Raw genomic sequence first — 17,113 nt, 5'->3', positions numbered from 1 at the left:
CTCCGTCTGCGGTGGTCTGGCGCCACCATTGTTCAGGGGTCCGCCGGGTGTCCGTCGGGGTCCTGGATCAGAAGCGCCGCTCCGGGATGCGGCCGAGCGCGGCGAGGATGCGCTCGGGCGTGAACGGCATCGCCGTCACGCGCGCCCGGAATGGCCTCAGGGCATCGTTGATGGCGTTCATGACCGCGGCCGGCGCGCCCGCGGTGCCGGCCTCGCCGGCGCCCTTGGCGCCGAGCAGCGACTCCTTCGTCGGCGTCTCCACATGGGCGACGACCATGTCCGGCATCTCCGCCGCCATGGGCACGAGATAGTCCGCCATGTTGGCAGTCAGGAGCTGGCCGTCCTCGCTGTACACGCAGTGCTCGTACAGCGCGCCGCCGAGCCCCTGTACGATGCCGCCGCGGATCTGCTCGTCGACGAGCAGCGGATTGATCACCCGTCCGCAATCCTCGACGCACCAGTGCTTCAGGAGCCTCACCATCCCGGTCTCGACATCGACCTCCACCAGCGAGGCCTGGATCCCGTTGGTGAAGGCGAAGGGATAGTCGCTGGTGATGTAGTGGCGCGTCGCCACCATCTCGCGCGGCAGGCCCTTGGGCAGGGTGTCCCCGCGGAAATAGACGATGCGGCCGAGCTCGCCGAGCGGCATGCGGGCGCGCCCGGTGGCCTTCTCCACGACCTCGCCGTCGATCACGTCGAGCGTCTCGGGCGCGGCCTGCAGCATCGCGCCGGCGACCTCCAGGATGTTCGCGCGCAGGGCGAGGCCCGCCTGCAACGCCGCCTCGCCGCCGATCCCGGCCCCGCGCGAGGCCCAGGTCCCGCCGCCATAGGGCGTCACCTGCGTGTCGCCGGTGATGATGCGGACGCGCTCGACCGGCACGCCGACGCCTTCCGCGACGACCTGGGCCAGCATGGCCTCGGTGCCCTGCCCCTGTTCGGTGACGCCGGACAGGGCGACGACCGAGCCGTCGGGATCCAGGCGGACCGTGCAGCCGTCCTGGGCCGAGATGCGGGCGCCCCCGATCCCGTACATGAAGGGGCTGGGATTGGTGAGCTCGATGAAGCTGGCGATCCCGATGCCCCGGTAGATCCCGGCTTCGCGCAGCCGCGCCTGCTCGGCCCGGAGCGCGTCGTAGTCCATCATCTCGACGAGCTTGGCGAGGCTCTGGTGATGGGAGAGCCCCTCGAAGCGCATGTTGGCGGCCGAGGTGTAGGGATACGCGTCGTCGCGCACGAGGTTGCGGCGGCGGAACTCGACGGGGTCCATGCCGATCGCCTCGGCCGCGAGGTCCACCAGCCCCTCGGTCACGGCGCAGGCGATGGGATGCCCGACGGCCCGGTACTGGCAGGTCGGCGTCTTGTTCTGCAGGACGACCGTGGTGCGCGCCCGGTAGTTCGCGAAGTCGTAGGGGCCGCCGCAGAGGTTGACGACCTGGTTGCCCTCGATCGCGCTGGTCCGCGGATAGACCGAGTAGGGCCCGATGCCGGTCAGATCGTCGATCTCCAGCGCGACGATCCGCCCCTCGGCATCGACGCCGAGCCGGCCCTTGATCCTGTGGTCGCGGGCATGGATGTCGGAGGAGAAGGATTCGATCCGGTCGGCGACGAACTTCACCGGCCGGCCCATGATCTTGGCGATGGCGGCGGTCGCCATCTCGTCGGGATAGACATGGACCTTGATGCCGTAGGAGCCGCCGACGTCCCCGCAGATCACCCGCACGTTGCCCTCCGGCATGTCCAGGTGCTTGGCCAGCACCGTCTGGATCATGTGCGGGGCCTGGGTGGAGTGATGCACCGTGAGCTGGTTCTCGGCCCTGTTGTAGGCCGCCAGGATCGAGCGCGGCTCCAGGCAGACGCCGGTATGGCGGCCGGTGTGGAACGTCGCCTCCACGACGGCCGCGGCCGAGGCCATGGCCCCGTCGGGATCGCCGGCCTCGTGCACCCGGCGGAAGGCCAGGTTGTCGCCGAGCTCAGGATGGATCAGCGGCGTCTCAGGGTCGAGCGCCGTCTCCATCTCGGCGACGACGGGCAGCGGCTCGAACTCGACCTCGAGCACGGCCAGGCCGTCCTCCGCGGCAGCGCGACTCTCGGCGACCACGGCCGCGACCGGCTCGCCGGCCCAGGTCGCGCGGTCGACGGCGATCGCGTGCTGGGGCGCCGACTTCAGCCCCTTGAGATGGGCAAGCACCGCAACCCAGGGCGAGCAGACGGCGGCGATGTCGCGGCCGGTGAAGACCCGCAGCACGCCGGGCACGGCGAGCGCGGCCTCGGCATCGATCCGCCCGATCCGCGCATGGGCGTGCGGGCTGCGGTAGAAGGCGACATGGACCATGCGCGGCAGGGTGATGTCGTCGACATAGGTGCCGCGCCCCTCGGCGAGCCGCGGCGCGTTCGGCCGCGGGACCGTGCGCCCGATATAGGAGTTGGGCCGGTCGAGGGCGCTGAGATTGATGCTCATTCGGCCGTCTCCCCAATCGTGGCTTGGCCGATCGCGACTTGGCCGGTCGCGGCGCGGCGTGCGGCGGCCACGGTCTCGACCGCGTCGATGATCGCCTCGTAGCCGGTACACCGGCAGTAGTTCCCGGAGATGTGCTCGCGGATCTCCGCGCGGCTGGGCGCGGGCGAGCGCTCCAGCAGGTCCGCGCAGGTCGCCAGCATCCCGGGCGTGCAGTAGCCGCATTGCAGCGCGTTGCGCGCGACGAAGGCCTGCTGCAGGTCCCGGACCTCGCCGGTGTCCGACAGGCCTTCGATGGTCCAGACATCGGCCCCGTCGAGCTGGGCCGCGAGGGTCAGGCAGCCGCGCACGATCTCGCCGTCGACGCGTACGGTGCAGGCGCCGCAGACGCCGTGCTCGCATCCCGCATGCGAGCCCGTCAGCCCGAGATCGAGCCGCAGGAAGTCGATCAGGTGGCGGCGCGCCTCGACGCGCCGGCTGACCCGTTCGCCGTTCACCCGCAGCGAGACCTCGACCAGCGTGGAGAATTCAGCCTCGGCCATGATTGCCTCCGGAGACGGGGGAGTGGCCGAGAAGGCCGGCGACGGCGCGGTGCAGGAGAACGCCCGCGAGATGGCGCTTCATCTCCGGCCCGCCCTGGAGATCCGCGACCGGGTCCAGGTCGGTGCCGAGGGCGGCGCAGGCGGCCTCCACCCCCTCGTCCGAATCGAGCGCGGCCATGGCGCCGCGGGCCAGGACCGGCGCCGGGCCCATGCTGAAATAGCTCAGCCGCACGTCGTGCAGGCGCCCGCCCGCGACATCCGCCGCGAGGACGAGGCCGGCCATCGCGTAGTCGCCGCTGCGGCGCGCGAGCTCCAGCACGGCATGGCGGCGGTTCGGGCCGATCTTCGGGACCTCGACCGCCACGATCATCTCGAAGGGCCGGAGCGCCGTCTCGAAGAGGCCCAGGAAGAAATTCTCGGCCGCGACGCGGCGCTCGCCGGCCTCGGCGCGCAGGACGATCTCCGCGTCGAGCGCCAGGACGCAGGCCGGCAGCTCCGCGGCGGGATCGGCATAGGCCAGCGACCCGCCGATGGTTCCGCGGGTCCGGATCGCGGCATGGGCGATCAGCGGGGCGGCCTGGGCGAAGGCGGGCGCATGCGCGGCGACCAGCGGGTCGGCCTGCAGGTCGGCATGCCGGGTCAGCGCGCCGATGCGCAGCCGGTCCCCCAGATCGGCGACGCCGCGAAGCTCCCCGATGCGGCTGATGTCGATCAGGCCAGGGATCTCGTTGAGCCGGAGGTTGATCCCGGCAAGCAGGCTCTGTCCGCCGGCGAGGAGCCGCGCGTCCGGTCCCGCCCGCCGCCACAGCTCGAGAGCATGCGAAACGTCGTTCGCACGCGCATAGGCGAGCGATGCGCCCTTCATCTGGTTTCCTCTTGTGAGCGTCGCCGCTTCCGGGCGATCCTTTTTAGTGATCAAATGATCTATTCGTTCCGCAAACCGTGCAAGCGGAAATTTTCCGCTCTGCTGACGATCCCGCGCTGGTAGACATCGACATGCCGCGTTCACAGCCTTCAGCCATCAACCCGGGAGCCCCGGCGGAGCCCGCAATCGCGGAAGTCCCCGCCACGCCCCCCGCAGCAACGCAGCCCGCCGCCGCGGAGCCGCGGCGGGCGCGGCAACGCAAGCGCCTGCCGCCGGAGGAGCGGCGGCTGCAGATCGTGCAGGCGGCCGTGGCCTTCTTCGCCGAGGTGGGGCTGGAGGGAAGGACGCGGGATCTCTCGAGCCGTCTCGGGATCACGCAGTCGCTGCTCTACAAGTACTTCGACAGCAAGGAGAGCCTCCTCGACGCCGTGTTCGAGCACGTCTATCTCGGCCGGCTCTCGCCCGAATGGCCGGCGCTGCTGAGGGACAGGAGCCTGCCGCTCAAGGAGCGCATCTTCCGATTCTACTGCGAGTATACGGACGCGATATTCCGGTACGAATGGCTGCGAATCTTCATGTTCTCGGGCCTCACGGGCGAGAAGCTCAACGCGCGCTACTTCACGCACCTGCAGCAGTTCGCGCTGGCGCCGCTGATGGACGAGATCCAGGCCGCCGCCCAAGGCGAGCGCAGGCCCGACATGGAGGACATCTGGAACCTCCACGGCAGCATCGTCTATCTCGGCATCAGGAAGCACATCTATCAGACGCCGACGCCGGACGACGTCCGGCCCGTGATCGAACGGGCCATCGACCGGCTGCTGCGTGACTTCGGGATCGAGACCGGCCCGCCCATGGCCGGCCCCTGACGAGCACGGCCGCGGCGGACGGCAGGGATCCATGGAGGGCCGGAAGGCCGCGTGGAGGCGGAGGGATGCCGATGACGATTTCCGAGGAAAGCCTGGCCCATCACGACGCCGTGGCGGCGCTGAACCGCGCCGCCTTCGGCGGCGAGCACGAGGCGGAGCTCGTCCGGCGCCTGCGCGCCGACGGGCTGGTGGCGTCTTCCCTCGTCGCGCTCGAAGGGGGCGACGTGGTCGGGCACATCCTCTACAGCGAATTGGCCGTCACGGTGGACGGCACCCCGGTGCGCGCCGTGTCCCTGGCCCCAATGGCCGTCCGGCCCGACCGGCAGCGCCGGGGCATCGGCTCCCGCCTCGTCGCCGAGTCCCTGCCGCTGCTGCGCGCGCGAGGCTGGGGCGCCGTGGTCGTGCTCGGCCATCCCGGCTTCTATCCGCGGTTCGGCTTCTCGGCGGCGCTCGCGGCGAAGCTGGCCTCGCCCTTCACCGGGCCGGCCTTCATGGCGCTGGAGCTGTCGCCGGGCGCGCTGGCCGGCCGGGCCGGCCAGGTGCTCTACCCGCCTGCGTTCGGGATCGGACACTAGCGTCCGTCGCCCGGCGACCCGGGCGCGGGCAGGTGATAGTGGCCGATCACCCGCCCGACGGTGAGCCCCTGGACCACGATCGAGAAGATCACCACCGCATAGGTCGCGGTCAGCAGCAGCGGCTGTCCCGGCCCCTGGGGCAGCGACAGCGCCAGGGCGATGGAGATGCCGCCGCGCAACCCGCCCCAGGTCATCACCGGGACCGCCTTCATCAGGACCGGGCGCAACCTGGCGAAGAGGGCCAGCGGCAGGGCGACGCTGACGAAGCGGGCCGCCAGCGCGAGCGGGATCGCCAGCAGCGCGGGTACCAGCGCGCCCGAATCCAGCGGGATCGCCAGCACCTCGATGCCGATCAGCAGGAACAGAACGGCGTTCAGCAGCTCGTCCAGCAGGTGCCAGAAGACCAGGAGGTTCTCGCGCGTGTGCGCGCTCATGCCGAGACGGACGCCGGGGTTCCCGATGATCAGCCCGGCGACCACCACGGCGATCGGTCCGCTGGTCCCGAGAGCGGGCGCGAGCGCATAGGTGCCCATCACCACCGCCAGCGTGATCAGGGTCTCCAGTGTGTACTCGTCGACCGCGCGCAGGGCGCGGTAGCCGATCCAGCCCGTGACGAGGCCGAGCAGGCAGCCGCCCAGCGCCTCGACCGCGAAGAGGCGCGCGACATCGCCGAAGCCGGGCGCCGCCGCCCCAGGCGCGCCGCCATCGTGGCCGGCGCCGCCGAAGGCCACGGCCGAGGCGATCAGGAAGACCACGACTCCGACGCCGTCGTTGAACAGGCTCTCGCCGGCGATCCGCACCTCGAGCGATTTCGGCACCCTGACCGTCTTCAGGATGCCGAGGACGGCCACCGGATCGGTGGGGCTGATCAGCGCCCCGAAGACGAGCGCGAGCGCCAGCGGCATGCCCACCAGCAGGTGGAAGCCCAGGCCGATCACCAGGGTCGAGACGACCACCCCCGCGGTGGCAAGGGCGAGGATGGGCCAGCGCTCGCGGCGCAGGGCCTCCAGGTCCACGTGCAGCGCCCCCGCGAAGAGCAGGAAACTCAGCATCCCCTCCATCAGCGCCTCGTGGAAGTCGAGGCCGCGAATCGCCGTGCGGACCGCCGCGCTGAAGGACCAGCCCGGCAGCAGCGCGTCCAGCCCCAGCACCGCGAGCGAGGCGAACAGCGCCACCACCACGAGGCCGATGGTCGGCGGGAGACGGAGCCAGAGATAGTTGAAGACGCCAAACAGCGCGGTCAGGACCACGAGCACGGCGGCAAGGTCTATCGGAGACATGGCCCGGCCAACAGACCGCCGCGGCAAACGTCCTGTTCCGGATCACCCGGGCGGCATCAGCATCGGCGCCGGCGTTCGGCGACCCCAATTCGGTTCTGTCTGATGGATTTTCTGCGGGCGGATCCTCTTCCGGGCTTCGGCCGGACCCGGTCGGTCCGGGCCGAAGCCCCGAAGGGAAAGTGGCGCGAGTGACGGGACTTGAACCCGCGGCCTCCGGCGTGACAGGCCGGCGCTCTAACCAGCTGAGCTACACCCGCGTCGCAGAGGCCGCGTAGTTACCGGGTCCGCCACCCGATGTCCACCGCTTTTTCTCGTGCCTGCGGCAGGTCGTTCCACCATGCCGCACGGCCTTGACACCCCTTGCGAAGGAGAGCACCATCGGCTCGCAAGCAAATAGGGCGAGGTGGTCCGATAAAGCATCCAGCCATCGCCTTAAAGGCGATGAAGAACCGGAGAAGTTTCCCGATACGCAGCCCAGGAGGGTGATTAAACTCCATGACTCCACCGGCGCAGGTTTGATGCACCACTTGTGGTTGGTGCAAGACAATCAGGAAAACTTACCGGCATTCTAGCCGGATACATGGATCATCGATCCGACCGAATTCTCGCGATGCGAGTCGGGCCCCGTGCGCTGCTGCGCCGGGGCCTTCGCGTTTCGGGAAAGTCCCGATGCCGCGCCGACGCGAAGCGATCAGGCCCCCGTCTCACGCGGCCTGGCGCAGGCTGCGGGCGGCCTCGCGCTCGATGTCCTTGATGCGCGAGAGGCCGGGCAGGACCTCGGAGCGGAAGAACTCCACGCGCTTCAGCGGCCCGCCCTTCCCTTCGGGAAAGCGCTCCCTCCACAGGTCCATCTTCAGCACCAGCCCGCACAGCACGCCTCCGATCGTCGCGTGATGCGCCTGGATCAACTCGCGGAGCTGGCGGAACGTCTCGGCGTTGATGTCGGCCCAGAAGTCCCGCGAGCGGCGGTCGAAGCTCTCGAAGCGCCCGGTCAGGGATCCCGTGATGTCGCCGATGTCGCGGTTCGCCTCGCCGATCTGGCGCACCACGCCGATATCGGCCGCGATCTGCTGGACCTTCAGCGCCTCGCCGACCCAGGCCTGGAAGCGGTGGATCTCGGGCACGACCTGGTCCAGGCACTGGCGAAAATAGGCCAGGGAGAGGAACACGTCCCCGTAGTCCTCGAGAAAGCGGGGAATCTCCGCCAGCTCGATCTGGAGCCGCTCCGACAGGCGCCTCAGGTTGCGCAGCGCCTCCTCACGGTCTGGATGGGCGAACATGCGCAGGATGTCGCCGACATCCGTGATCTCGCGATCATCGCTTCCGTAGACCTGGAGGATCAGGGGCCGCGTGAAGTCGCGCATGGCCTCGGTGAGCTCGGCGCGCTTGCGCTTGGACAGCGTCAGCATCTCGTGGTCCTCGACCGCGATCCCGCGCGAGCGCAGTTCGACCCGCAGGGTGAAGACGTCGAAGCTGTTGATGGATGCGAGCTGGCGCAGGATCGGCATGTCGGCGCCGAGGCCGTCGGCATCGCCGGGGAAGAGGTTGGGGACCTGCTCGATCTCCACCTGGCCGCTTCCGGGCCCGTCCGCCCGGAAGATCTCGACCACGGTCTGCAGGCGCGAGTTCTTGATCAGGTGCGCGCGCCGGAGCCCGGGCGTCGCCAGCGGCACCGTCACCAGAGGCAGCATATGGAGCGAATCACGGGCGGCCTCCTCGTCGCGCCGTCCTCCGCCGCTCGCTTTCCCCTCCGCCGCCATGTCGTCCGCACGATCCCGGTTCGATTCCCGTCATGCGATCATATCCCTACAGGTTTACATACTCCTTCAATGTTCGGTGCCGGTTGTGCGGCAAAAGCGCCTCCCGGACCCGGACTCCCCCCGGATCCAGGCCGTGACCGGCCTGCCCCCCCCCCCCGGCCGCCCCGATCCCGGCGTTCATCGCCAGCAACTCGGTGGGGGCGGGTGATCTCCTCGATCGCCGTTACCGTCCGGGATGCGATGTCCAGCACCTCGGGCGAAAGGTTCACAGGCGGCTTATGCTGCGCAGCCATCCCCGACCCCTTCCGCGGCTCTTCCAAAGCGAAGGGGCCTGCAAGTGGCGAGCCATCGGATCCTTTGAGGATTCGCGGAAGATGCGCCGGATTTAGCCGGCGGCCAATCCGTGTGCTCAAGCACGGTTCGACGCAACTGTCCGAGAATCAGGCAGCGGCCGGCCGGGTCTCCGCGTCGGAGGGCACCGCCTCGGCGCCGGACGCCGGGAGCGGGCAGGCGATCAGCACGGCCCCGGGATGGACGGTGAAGCGCGCCGGGGTGAAGGTCGTGATCTCGCCGTCGGTGTTCACGGGCATGGAGCGGCGCGTCACGATCTCGACCTCGGTGCAGTCCCAGGTGTGGACGGCGTCCCAGCGCCCGTGGGTGCCCTTGCGGAAGGCAGGATAGAGCGCCGGCAGCTCCCACCAGCCCTGGACGTCGATGCTGTAGACGTCGAGCCGGCCATCGTCCGGCGCGGCGTTCTCCTCGACCGTCAGCCCCCCGCCATAGTGCCGTCCGTTGCCGACGCCGACCTGGACGGATTTGACCCGGTGGACCTCGCCGTTGACGTTGATCCAGGCCGTGAAGGGGTTCATGCGGCGCAGGACTCGCAGAGCCGCGATCCCGTAGCCGAGCACGCCCCACCGCCGCTTCATCTCCCGCGTCAGCTCGCGGGCGAGCTCCACGCTGAGGCCGATGCTGGCGACGTTGAAGAACGGCACCCCGTTGACCTCGCCCACGTCGATCCGGCGCAGCCGCCCCGTCGCCGCGACCTCGGCCGCCTGGAGCGGGTCGAGCGGGATGCCCAGGGTGCGCGCCAGGTCGTTGGCGGTCCCCAGCGGCAGGATCCCGAGCGGCAGTCCCGTCTCCATCAGGGCGGGGGCCGCCGCGTTGATGGTGCCGTCGCCGCCGCCGACGATCAGCAGGTCGGTGTCTGCCGCATGGGCGCGGATCACGTCGCCCATCTCGTCGCGCCCGCCGGTCGCGGCGACGCGGACGCTGAGCCCATGCTCCTGCAGGACGTTCCGGATCGCCTCCACGTCGCACCGCCCGCTGCGGGCCTTGGCATTGACCATCAGCAGGCACCTGCGCGGGGAGATCCCGGCATCAGCCATGTTCGCTTCGCTCACGCCATCCTCGTCTTCAGCTCACCTGCGGGGGCGTGGGGCCCACCGCCCTCCGCGCCCCAGACATGGGGATGCGGCGCGCCAGGGCCAGGGCTAGGGCCCGGACGAAGGTGGGGGATGTGGCGCCCGTCACAGCGCGCCGCTGCCAGGGGCAATAGAACTTTGAGGAACAGGCGACCGGACTTACGGAGGTATATCGGGTGGACAGGTCCTGTCGTTGGTGGTACTAACCTTTTTCAGCGAACACCCGGTTTGGCGGGGGCGAGCTTGCTCCGGCGGGACTGTGACCCGTCGTCTCTCGTTCGAGGCCCCCGCCAAAATCTCCCCTCGCCGCCTCAGCCCGCTCTCGGCCACTCCACATGGTGCCCGTCGATGACCAGCGCATGGGTGTGGCGCAACGCCCCATGCCGATGGGGATGGGCGTGCGGCTCCGGTCCTTCCCAGCCCTCGTGCTCGTGCTGGTGATGCTCGTCATGCACGTGAAGGTGCTCGTGCGAGAACGGGGCGTGGACATGCGCCACCTCGACAGGATCGCCGGTCGGCCAAGTCCGCGCCGCCAGCACCGTCGATGCGGCGGCCAGCGCGCCCAGGACGGCAAAGGCGGTGCCGAGCCCCGCCCCCGATCCCAGCCACCCGGCGAGCGGATACGCCACCAGCCAGCATGCGTGGCTCAGGGCGAACTGGGCCGCAAAGACCGCCGGACGGTCCTCGGCATGGGCGGACCGCCGAAGCAGCCGCCCCGACGGCGTCAGGACAGCCGAGTTCGCCGCACCCAGCGCGAACCACACGGGCAGCAGCAACGGCAGGGCCGCCGTCAGGCCCTTGGGCAGGCCGCCGCCAAGAATGGCTGCCATGACCAGCGTACCGGCAGCCAGCAGCCATGCACCAGCCAGCATGACCGGGCGGTCTGACAGGCGCCCGAGCAGGCGGGGGAGCAGGAGCGCCACCGTCATGGATCCGGCCCCGTAGGCGGCCAGGACCACGGCGACATCGGAGTCCGTTCCGCCCAGGACGCCCCGGACCAGCACGACCGTATTGACGATGACCATGGCGCCGGCCGCCGCCACCGCGCCATTGAGCGCCAGGAGGCCGCGCAGGCGTGGCGTCTTCAGGTAGATCCGGATGCCGCGGGTCGTCCGGTCGTAGATGCCGCCGCGGAGGTCGGAGGGCTTCGGGGCGGGGAGCCCGACACCCGCCACCAGGAGCGCCGAGCCCAGGAAGCCGAGCACCGTCCCCGCGAAGAGGTCGTGGTAGCTGACGAAGGCGAGCAGGGCCGCCGCCAGGGTCGGGCTGGCGAGGCTCTCCAGGTCATAGGCCAGCCGGGCCAGGGAGAGCGCCTTGGTATACTCCGCCTCGTCCGGCAGCACGTCCGGGATCGTGGCCTGGAAGGTCGGCGTGAAGGCGGCGGAGGCGGACTGGAGCATGAAGATCAGGATGTAGACCTGCCAGACCTCGGTCACGAACGGCAGGCACAGCGCGATGACCGCTCGGACGAGGTCCATGGCGACCAGGAACGCGCGCCGGGGCAGCCGGTCGGCAAAGGCGCCGAGGACCGGCGCGACCCCGACATAGACGACCATCTTGATCGCCAGAGCGGTGCCCAGGACGGCACCCGCATCGGCCCCGGCCAGATCGTAGGCGAGCAGGCCCAGGGCCACCGTGAGCAGGCCCGTCCCGACCAGGGCAATCAGCTGCGCGCCGAAGAGATGCCGGTATGTCCGGTTCGACAAAGGAGAGAGCATGACGGCCCCTCGGGATAGGCGGAGCGCCCTGTCGGGGCGGCTCGGACATGCCTGCTGATCTCCTTCAACACCTGCGGCTCACCCTTCGCCTCGCGATAAGGCGCGTCTTCAGGTGAGGGCGGCGCGGTCCCCGGGCGGCCAGCTGTGCGTCTCGCCCTGGCATTCCCGGCACCAGGCGTAGAGGGCATCGTACATGACCATGCCGTGGCCGAGCATCTCGTGGTCGTCGAGGAAATTGGCCGAAAGCCCGAGCGAGATCGCGAAGAGCCCTGCCGACTGTGGCGCCAGGTCCATCCGGGCGGTGTCGGCGCCGCGCACGATGACGGCCACCTGGCGAAGGGCCGGGTCGTCCAGCCCGTATTTCGCAAGGAAGGCGTCGAAGCTGCAGAGTTCGCCGACGTGGCTGAGCTCCACGCCGGGGATGTCGTAGGGGATGGCGCCGGTCTCCTCGGCCACGGCCAGCACGCGCTCGCTGGGCACGTAGAGGAATTCAGGCCGCTCGTCGACGAAGCGGGCGATCAGCCAGGGGCAGGCGATCCGGTCGATCTTGGGGCGTTCGCGGGTGACCCACTTCATGGCGGGGCTCCTTGCGGGGGTTCAGGCCTTGGGCACGGTGGGCGCGCCCATGGCGCGCCATGTCGAGATGCCGCCGGAGAGGACGCGGACGTCGAAGCCCCGGCGCCGGAGCGCGACTCCGGCATCGTGGCCGATGTCGAAGCCGTAGGCGCAGTGCACGACGATGCTGCGGTCCCTCGGGATTCCGTCCACCCACTGGTCCAGAAGGCGGGCGTCGTGGTGCACGGCTCCTGGCAGCATGTCCGGCCATGCATCGAAGTCCTCCTGATGGCGCACGTCGAGGACGAGGACGTCTCCATTCTCGACGGCCCGCCGCGCCTCGGCGACGGTGATCGCCGGGACCTCGGAGGCAGCCGGAGCCTGATGGCCAGGGACCGCCGCGACCCTGACGGCCCGCCGGTGCCGGTCGGCCACGCGGCCCCAATGGACGTTGCGCATGAAGGCGTCGACATAGGCCCCGGCATTGGCGCCGAAGTCGATGTGATAGGCGTGCTCGTACATGTCGAGCGCAAGGACGACATGCCCATCGGCCGGGGTGTGCGTGTGGTCGGCGGCCCAGTGGTTGCGGAGCCGGCCTTCCCTTTCGGACAGGGTCAGCAGCACCCAGCCCGAGCCGCCGCCGAGCGCCTTGCCCATGGCGGTGAATTCCTGGCGCCACAGCTGCACCGAGCCGAAGTCGCGCTCGAGGGCGACCGCCAGATCGCCGCCGGCATCGCCGCTGCCGCCGAGGGCGTCGAAATACGCCTCGTGCAGCGCCATCGAATTGAACGCGATCAACTCCTCGCGCTTGAGTCCGTTGACGACGAAGCCTGGGACGGAAGCCCATTCGATGCGGGCGAGCTCGTCTTCGATGGCATTCAGGCGCCGGACGGCGCCGCCGTAGTTGTTCTCGTAGTGGCTGGCGAGCAGGCGCTCGGACAGGCCGTCCAGCCGAGGCGGCTTGAACGGCAGCGGCAGGACTTCGTGGCGCATGGCGCGTCTCCCGGTCCGCGACCCGCCGGCGCTTTTCGACACCGTCAGGCCTCGCCATTATGTTTGATACACCTGTTGCACAGAGTCAATTACGAAGATACAGTTATCAGATGACGAGATCCGAGGATCCCGGGGACCGCCCGACATGGCTCCTGCTGGCGCATCAGCTGCCACCCAAGCCCGCCTATCTCCGCGTGAAGGTCTGGCGCCGTCTGCAGGATCTCGGCGCGGTGGCGATCAAGGCGTCGCTCTACGCCCTGCCGTCGAATCCTGACACCCGGGAGGACTTCCAATGGCTCCTGCGCGAGATCCGGGAGGGCGGAGGGGACGCGACGATCTTCGAGGCCAGGCTCGTGGACGGCCTCACCGACCAGCAGGTCAGGGCCCTGTTCGACAGGGCCCGCGATGCCGACTACGCGGCCCTGGCAGCGGAGGCGCGCTCCGTCGCGGAGGCGGTCGCGCCCGATCCGGAGCTATGGCGGGCCCGCGTCCCCGAGATGCGGGCCCAGTTGGCCCGGCTCCGGCGGCGCCTGGCCGAGATCGTCGGGATCGATTTCTTCGGGGCCAACGGCCGGGAAACCGTGGAAGGGCTTCTCTCGGGGACGGAGCGCCGGCTCGCCGACGCGGAGGAGAGACAGGACACGGAGGTAAGGATGCCCGTCGAGCAGGAGAAGCCGCGCGGCCGGACCTGGGTGACCCGAAGGGGCGTCCATGTCGACCGGATCGCATCGGCCTGGCTGATCCGCCGCTTCATCGATCCGGACGCACGCTTCAAGTTCGTCCCCGACAAGGGCTACGCCCCCGAGCCGGGCGAAATCCGCTTCGACATGTTCGAGGCCGAGTACACGCACGAGGGCGACCACTGCACCTTCGAGGTCCTGCTGGCGAGGCTTTGCGAGCCCGACCGCGCTCTCCAGGCGATCGGCGAGATCGTCCACGACATCGACCTGAAGGACGGTAAGTTCGGGCGCGAGGAGGCCGCGGGAATCAGGACGCTGGTCGCGGGAATCGCTGCGGCGACGGAGGACGACGCCCGGCGGCTCGAGCGCGGGGCGTCGGCCCTCGACGACCTCTACGAGTACTTCCGTAGGAAGCGCGACTGAGGAGAGGCCGGATGAGCTCGGCGGACACCACTACTGCTACAGCTGTATCTAGGGCGAAGGACGGCACGCACGGAGTGAGCCTCGGCGAGGCGTTTCGCGTGTGGGCGCGGGTTGCGGCGCTCAGCTTCGGCGGCCCGGCCGGGCAGATCGCGGTCATGCACCGCATCGTCGTCGAGGAGAAGCGATGGATCGGCGAGGAGCGATTCCTGCACGCCCTGAACTACTGCATGCTGCTGCCGGGACCGGAGGCTCAGCAGCTGGCCGTCTACATCGGGTGGCTGATGCACCGGACACGTGGCGGGCTGATCGCTGGCATCCTGTTCGTCCTGCCCGGCCTCGTCGCCATCATGGCGCTCAGCTGGATCTACGCCGCACTCGGCAATGTCGGCATCGTCCAGGGCCTCTTCTTCGGGCTGAAGGCCGCGGTCCTCGCGATCGTTCTGGAGGCCGTGTTCCGCATCGGCAGACGCGCGCTGAAGAACCGGATCATGATCGGGCTCGCGGCGGCCGCCTTCGTTGCGATCTTCGCCTTCGCCGTGCCGTTCCCGCTGATCATCCTGACGGCGGGCGCGATCGGCTTCGCCGGCGGGCGCATGGGGCTCCGGTCCTTCATGGTCGGCGGCGGCCACGCAAAGGCGAGCGGGCACGTGGTGGCGGACGCCGACAGCCTGCTCGGAGAGGCGCCTCCCGCGCATGCGCGGCCGACGCTCGCATGGTCGCTCGGGATCGGGGGCTTCCTCCTGGTCCTGTGGCTCGGCCCGGTCGCCGCGCTGCTGCTGATGCTGGGCACGGGCAACGTGTTCAGCCAGATCGCCGTCTTCTTCTCGAAGATGGCCGTCGTCACCTTCGGCGGCGCCTATGCCGTGCTGGCCTATGTCGCGCAGCAGGCGGTCGAGCACTATGGCTGGCTCCGGCCCGGCGAGATGCTGGACGGCCTGGGCATGGCCGAGACCACGCCCGGCCCGCTGATCATGGTGACCCAGTTCGTCGGCTTCATGGGCGCATTCCGCGACCCCGGCATGATGCCGCCGCTGCTGGCGGGTACGCTCGGCGGCCTGCTGACGACCTGGGTGACGTTCGTGCCGTGCTTCCTGTGGATCTTCCTTGGCGCGCCCTTCGTCGAGGCCCTTCGAGGCAACCGCGCCCTGGGCGGCGCGCTGACGGCGATCACCGCGGCCGTGGTCGGCGTCATCCTGAACCTGGCGATCTGGTTCGCGCTGCACGTCCTCTTCCGCGAGGTGGTCGAGCTGCGTGCGCTCGGCATGGCGCTGGACGTTCCCGTCCCGTGGTCGGTGAATGTTCCCGCCCTCGCCTTGACCGCCATCGCCGTGCTGGCGGTCTTCCGGTTCAGGCTCGGGATGGTGCCGACGCTCGCCCTTTGCGCCGGGCTCGGCATGGCCTGGTGGCTGGCGGCCACGGCCGCCTGAGTTGACCGCGGCCTTCTGCGGGCCCATTTCCGCTCCGCAGGATTCCACCGTCCGCGCCGTGACAAGCTTGGAGCGGGCCGGAACCGCAGGAACCGCTCGGGCGTCCCGCTGTTCTCGCCCGCGAGACCCGACCGGGACGAATCCCCCAAGACGAGACGAATTCGAGGATATCATGAAGAAGCCTGTCATCGCCCTGGCCCTGATCGCGAGCCTGTCCGCCTGCGCCCAGCAGGGCGGCGGCTACGGTTCGACGGGCAGCGGCACGGGGCTGGGCACCAGCCAGACCACCGGCGCCGTCGGCGGCGCGATCCTGGGCGGTCTCGCCGGGTCGCGTTTCGGCGGCGGCACGGGCAAGCTGGTCGCGGTTGGCGCCGGCACGCTGCTGGGCGCCTTCCTGGGCAGCGAGGTCGGCAAGTCGCTCGAGCGGACCGACGTGGCCCGCGCCGAGACTGCGACCCAGCAGGCCTATGCGGCCCCGATCGGCCAGACCATCCAGTGGAACAACCCGGAGACCGGCGCCGCGGGAACGGTGACCCCCACGCGCGAGGGGCGCACCCAGACCGGCGAGTACTGCCGCGAGTTCGCTCAGACGATCAACGTGGGCGGCCGGATCGAGCAGGCCACCGGCACCGCCTGCCAGCAGCCCGACGGAACCTGGCGCATCGTGAGCTGACCCGCGGGGCGCGCGGGCGGCCATCATCCAGGGCCTCTATCCAGGACGGCTCAGGACGGGCGCCCGCGCGCCGACGCAAGGCCTTCGCGCAGGGCGCCGATCAGCACCCTGTAGCCTTCGGCCGTGAGATGGATCCCATCGTGCTGGCGGAACCGCGGCGCGAGATTGCCCGCTGCGTCCGCGAGCTGCGGCCCCGGATCCACGAAAACGCAGTCCGGGCGCCGCGCGCAATGCGCGCGTATCGCCGCATTCAGACGCCGGATGTCGGCATTGCGCGGCCAGGCCGCGGCCTCGTCGACCGGCAGGACGGCCCCGGCGACCAAGGGCACTGGCGGCAGCCGCTCCAGGATCCGGCCGAACAGCTCTCCCGCCTCCTCGGGCGTGCGGTAGGTCAGGTCGTTCAGCCCGACCAGCAGGACCACCGCAGAGGCCGTCGGAAGAGACCGGTAGTCGCCCAGGCGCGTCAGCAACCGCAGCGTCGTGTCGCCGCCGATGGCGAGGTTCAGGGCGTCCGGCGCCACCGCCGCCGCATCCAGCCCGTGCAGCGTGCTCGCCCCGAGAAAGACCACCCGGCCGGGACCCGCGACCGAATCCACGCGGCGCAGCATGGCCCTCATGCTCGCATGGAACCGGTCGAACTCGGGCGCCGGGATGGGGCGAAGGCCGGCGCGGCGCAGCAGGGGGTTCAGGTCCTGGCGATCGAAGCTCAGCACCAGCGCCGCATGCAGCGCGAGGAGATAGGCGGCCCCGATCCCGAGCAGCCAGCGCCGGCCGGTTTTCGTCATGCCGGCCACGCGTCTTGGCCCGGCCACGCGCCGTGGCCCGGCCGTACTCCGTGGCCCGGCTGCGCTATGCTGGCCGCCCACCGGACAGGGGA

Annotated in this window: 15 protein-coding genes and 1 tRNA gene; 5 read left to right on the top strand and 11 right to left on the bottom strand. The window is 70.2% G+C overall.

Annotated features, from left to right (window positions below; all coding sequences use genetic code 11):
• Window positions 1–67: 67 nt before the first annotated feature.
• From JUB13_RS16265 to JUB13_RS16255, 3 genes are read right to left on the bottom strand one after another with little or no spacing between them, the layout of a single operon-like run.
• Window positions 68–2,458, bottom strand: a complete 2,391-nt coding sequence (locus tag JUB13_RS16265; protein WP_207480790.1) for a xanthine dehydrogenase family protein molybdopterin-binding subunit — start codon at window positions 2,456–2,458, stop codon at window positions 68–70.
• The gene (locus JUB13_RS16260; RefSeq protein WP_207480788.1) at window positions 2,455–2,997 is read right to left on the bottom strand and encodes a (2Fe-2S)-binding protein; all 543 of its coding nucleotides are present in this window, start codon (window positions 2,995–2,997) and stop codon (window positions 2,455–2,457) included. The genes JUB13_RS16265 and JUB13_RS16260 overlap by 4 nt, the downstream gene beginning before the upstream one ends.
• Window positions 2,984–3,862, bottom strand: a complete 879-nt coding sequence (locus tag JUB13_RS16255; protein WP_207480786.1) for an FAD binding domain-containing protein — start codon at window positions 3,860–3,862, stop codon at window positions 2,984–2,986. Before JUB13_RS16255 ends, JUB13_RS16260 begins: the two co-directional genes overlap by 14 nt.
• Window positions 3,863–3,993: 131 nt before the next feature.
• Here JUB13_RS16255 and JUB13_RS16250 point away from each other — a divergent pair, with 131 nt between their 5' ends.
• Together JUB13_RS16250 and JUB13_RS16245 are read left to right on the top strand one after the other, a co-directional pair.
• Entirely contained in the window at window positions 3,994–4,728 is a 735-nt protein-coding gene (locus JUB13_RS16250) for a TetR/AcrR family transcriptional regulator (RefSeq protein WP_207480784.1), read from the top strand.
• Between the two features lie 71 nt (window positions 4,729–4,799).
• Window positions 4,800–5,303: a GNAT family N-acetyltransferase gene (locus JUB13_RS16245; protein ID WP_207480782.1), complete on the top strand. Its 504-nt coding sequence runs from the start codon at window positions 4,800–4,802 to the stop codon at window positions 5,301–5,303.
• Here JUB13_RS16245 and JUB13_RS16240 read toward each other — a convergent pair.
• From JUB13_RS16240 to JUB13_RS16210, 7 genes are all read right to left on the bottom strand, one after another.
• The gene (locus JUB13_RS16240; protein ID WP_207480780.1) at window positions 5,300–6,583 is read right to left on the bottom strand and encodes a cation:proton antiporter; all 1,284 of its coding nucleotides are present in this window, start codon (window positions 6,581–6,583) and stop codon (window positions 5,300–5,302) included. The genes JUB13_RS16245 and JUB13_RS16240 overlap by 4 nt on opposite strands.
• 180 nt (window positions 6,584–6,763) lie before the next feature.
• A tRNA-Asp gene (locus tag JUB13_RS16235) sits at window positions 6,764–6,840 on the bottom strand.
• Window positions 6,841–7,287: 447 nt separating this feature from the next.
• Window positions 7,288–8,274, bottom strand: coding sequence for a hypothetical protein (locus tag JUB13_RS16230; RefSeq protein WP_236024987.1), 987 nt, complete (start codon window positions 8,272–8,274; stop codon window positions 7,288–7,290).
• 509 nt (window positions 8,275–8,783) lie between these two features.
• Window positions 8,784–9,746, bottom strand: a complete 963-nt coding sequence (locus tag JUB13_RS16225) for a lipid kinase (RefSeq protein ID WP_328702948.1) — start codon at window positions 9,744–9,746, stop codon at window positions 8,784–8,786.
• A 332-nt stretch (window positions 9,747–10,078) separates the two neighbouring features.
• On the bottom strand, window positions 10,079–11,485 hold the full coding sequence (locus tag JUB13_RS16220; protein WP_207480776.1) for an MFS transporter: 1,407 nt from the start codon (window positions 11,483–11,485) through the stop codon (window positions 10,079–10,081).
• 108 nt (window positions 11,486–11,593) lie between these two features.
• The gene (locus tag JUB13_RS16215) at window positions 11,594–12,061 is read right to left on the bottom strand and encodes a chromate resistance protein ChrB domain-containing protein (protein ID WP_207480774.1); all 468 of its coding nucleotides are present in this window, start codon (window positions 12,059–12,061) and stop codon (window positions 11,594–11,596) included.
• Window positions 12,062–12,082: 21 nt separating this feature from the next.
• Window positions 12,083–13,033 carry a Fe-Mn family superoxide dismutase gene (locus tag JUB13_RS16210; protein ID WP_207480772.1) on the bottom strand — a complete coding sequence of 317 codons (951 nt, stop codon included), beginning with the start codon at window positions 13,031–13,033 and terminating at the stop codon, window positions 12,083–12,085.
• A 110-nt stretch (window positions 13,034–13,143) separates the two neighbouring features.
• On the opposite strand from JUB13_RS16210, the gene JUB13_RS16205 reads away from it, so the two are divergent.
• The 3 genes from JUB13_RS16205 to JUB13_RS16195 all read left to right on the top strand — a co-directional run bounded on the left by JUB13_RS16205 (window position 13,144) and on the right by JUB13_RS16195 (window position 16,236).
• The gene (locus JUB13_RS16205; protein ID WP_207480770.1) at window positions 13,144–14,136 is read left to right on the top strand and encodes a chromate resistance protein ChrB domain-containing protein; all 993 of its coding nucleotides are present in this window, start codon (window positions 13,144–13,146) and stop codon (window positions 14,134–14,136) included.
• Window positions 14,137–14,234: 98 nt separating this feature from the next.
• A complete protein-coding gene (gene chrA, locus JUB13_RS16200) occupies window positions 14,235–15,563 on the top strand; it encodes a chromate efflux transporter (RefSeq protein ID WP_456237113.1) in 1,329 nt (442 codons plus the stop codon).
• 172 nt (window positions 15,564–15,735) lie between these two features.
• Complete coding sequence (locus JUB13_RS16195) at window positions 15,736–16,236, top strand: RT0821/Lpp0805 family surface protein (protein ID WP_207480765.1); 501 nt, start codon at window positions 15,736–15,738, stop codon at window positions 16,234–16,236.
• Window positions 16,237–16,286: 50 nt separating this feature from the next.
• Here JUB13_RS16195 and JUB13_RS16190 read toward each other — a convergent pair whose 3' ends face one another.
• Window positions 16,287–17,021, bottom strand: coding sequence for a GDSL-type esterase/lipase family protein (locus JUB13_RS16190; RefSeq protein WP_207480763.1), 735 nt, complete (start codon window positions 17,019–17,021; stop codon window positions 16,287–16,289).
• Window positions 17,022–17,113 lie beyond the last annotated feature (92 nt).

The organism is Arenibaculum pallidiluteum (assembly GCF_017355985.1).
In the GTDB taxonomy this organism is placed as follows: domain Bacteria; phylum Pseudomonadota; class Alphaproteobacteria; order Azospirillales; family Azospirillaceae; genus Arenibaculum; species Arenibaculum pallidiluteum.
The sequence above is the reverse complement of the archived record's forward strand: the minus strand, read 5'-3'. Positions and strand labels throughout refer to the sequence as shown.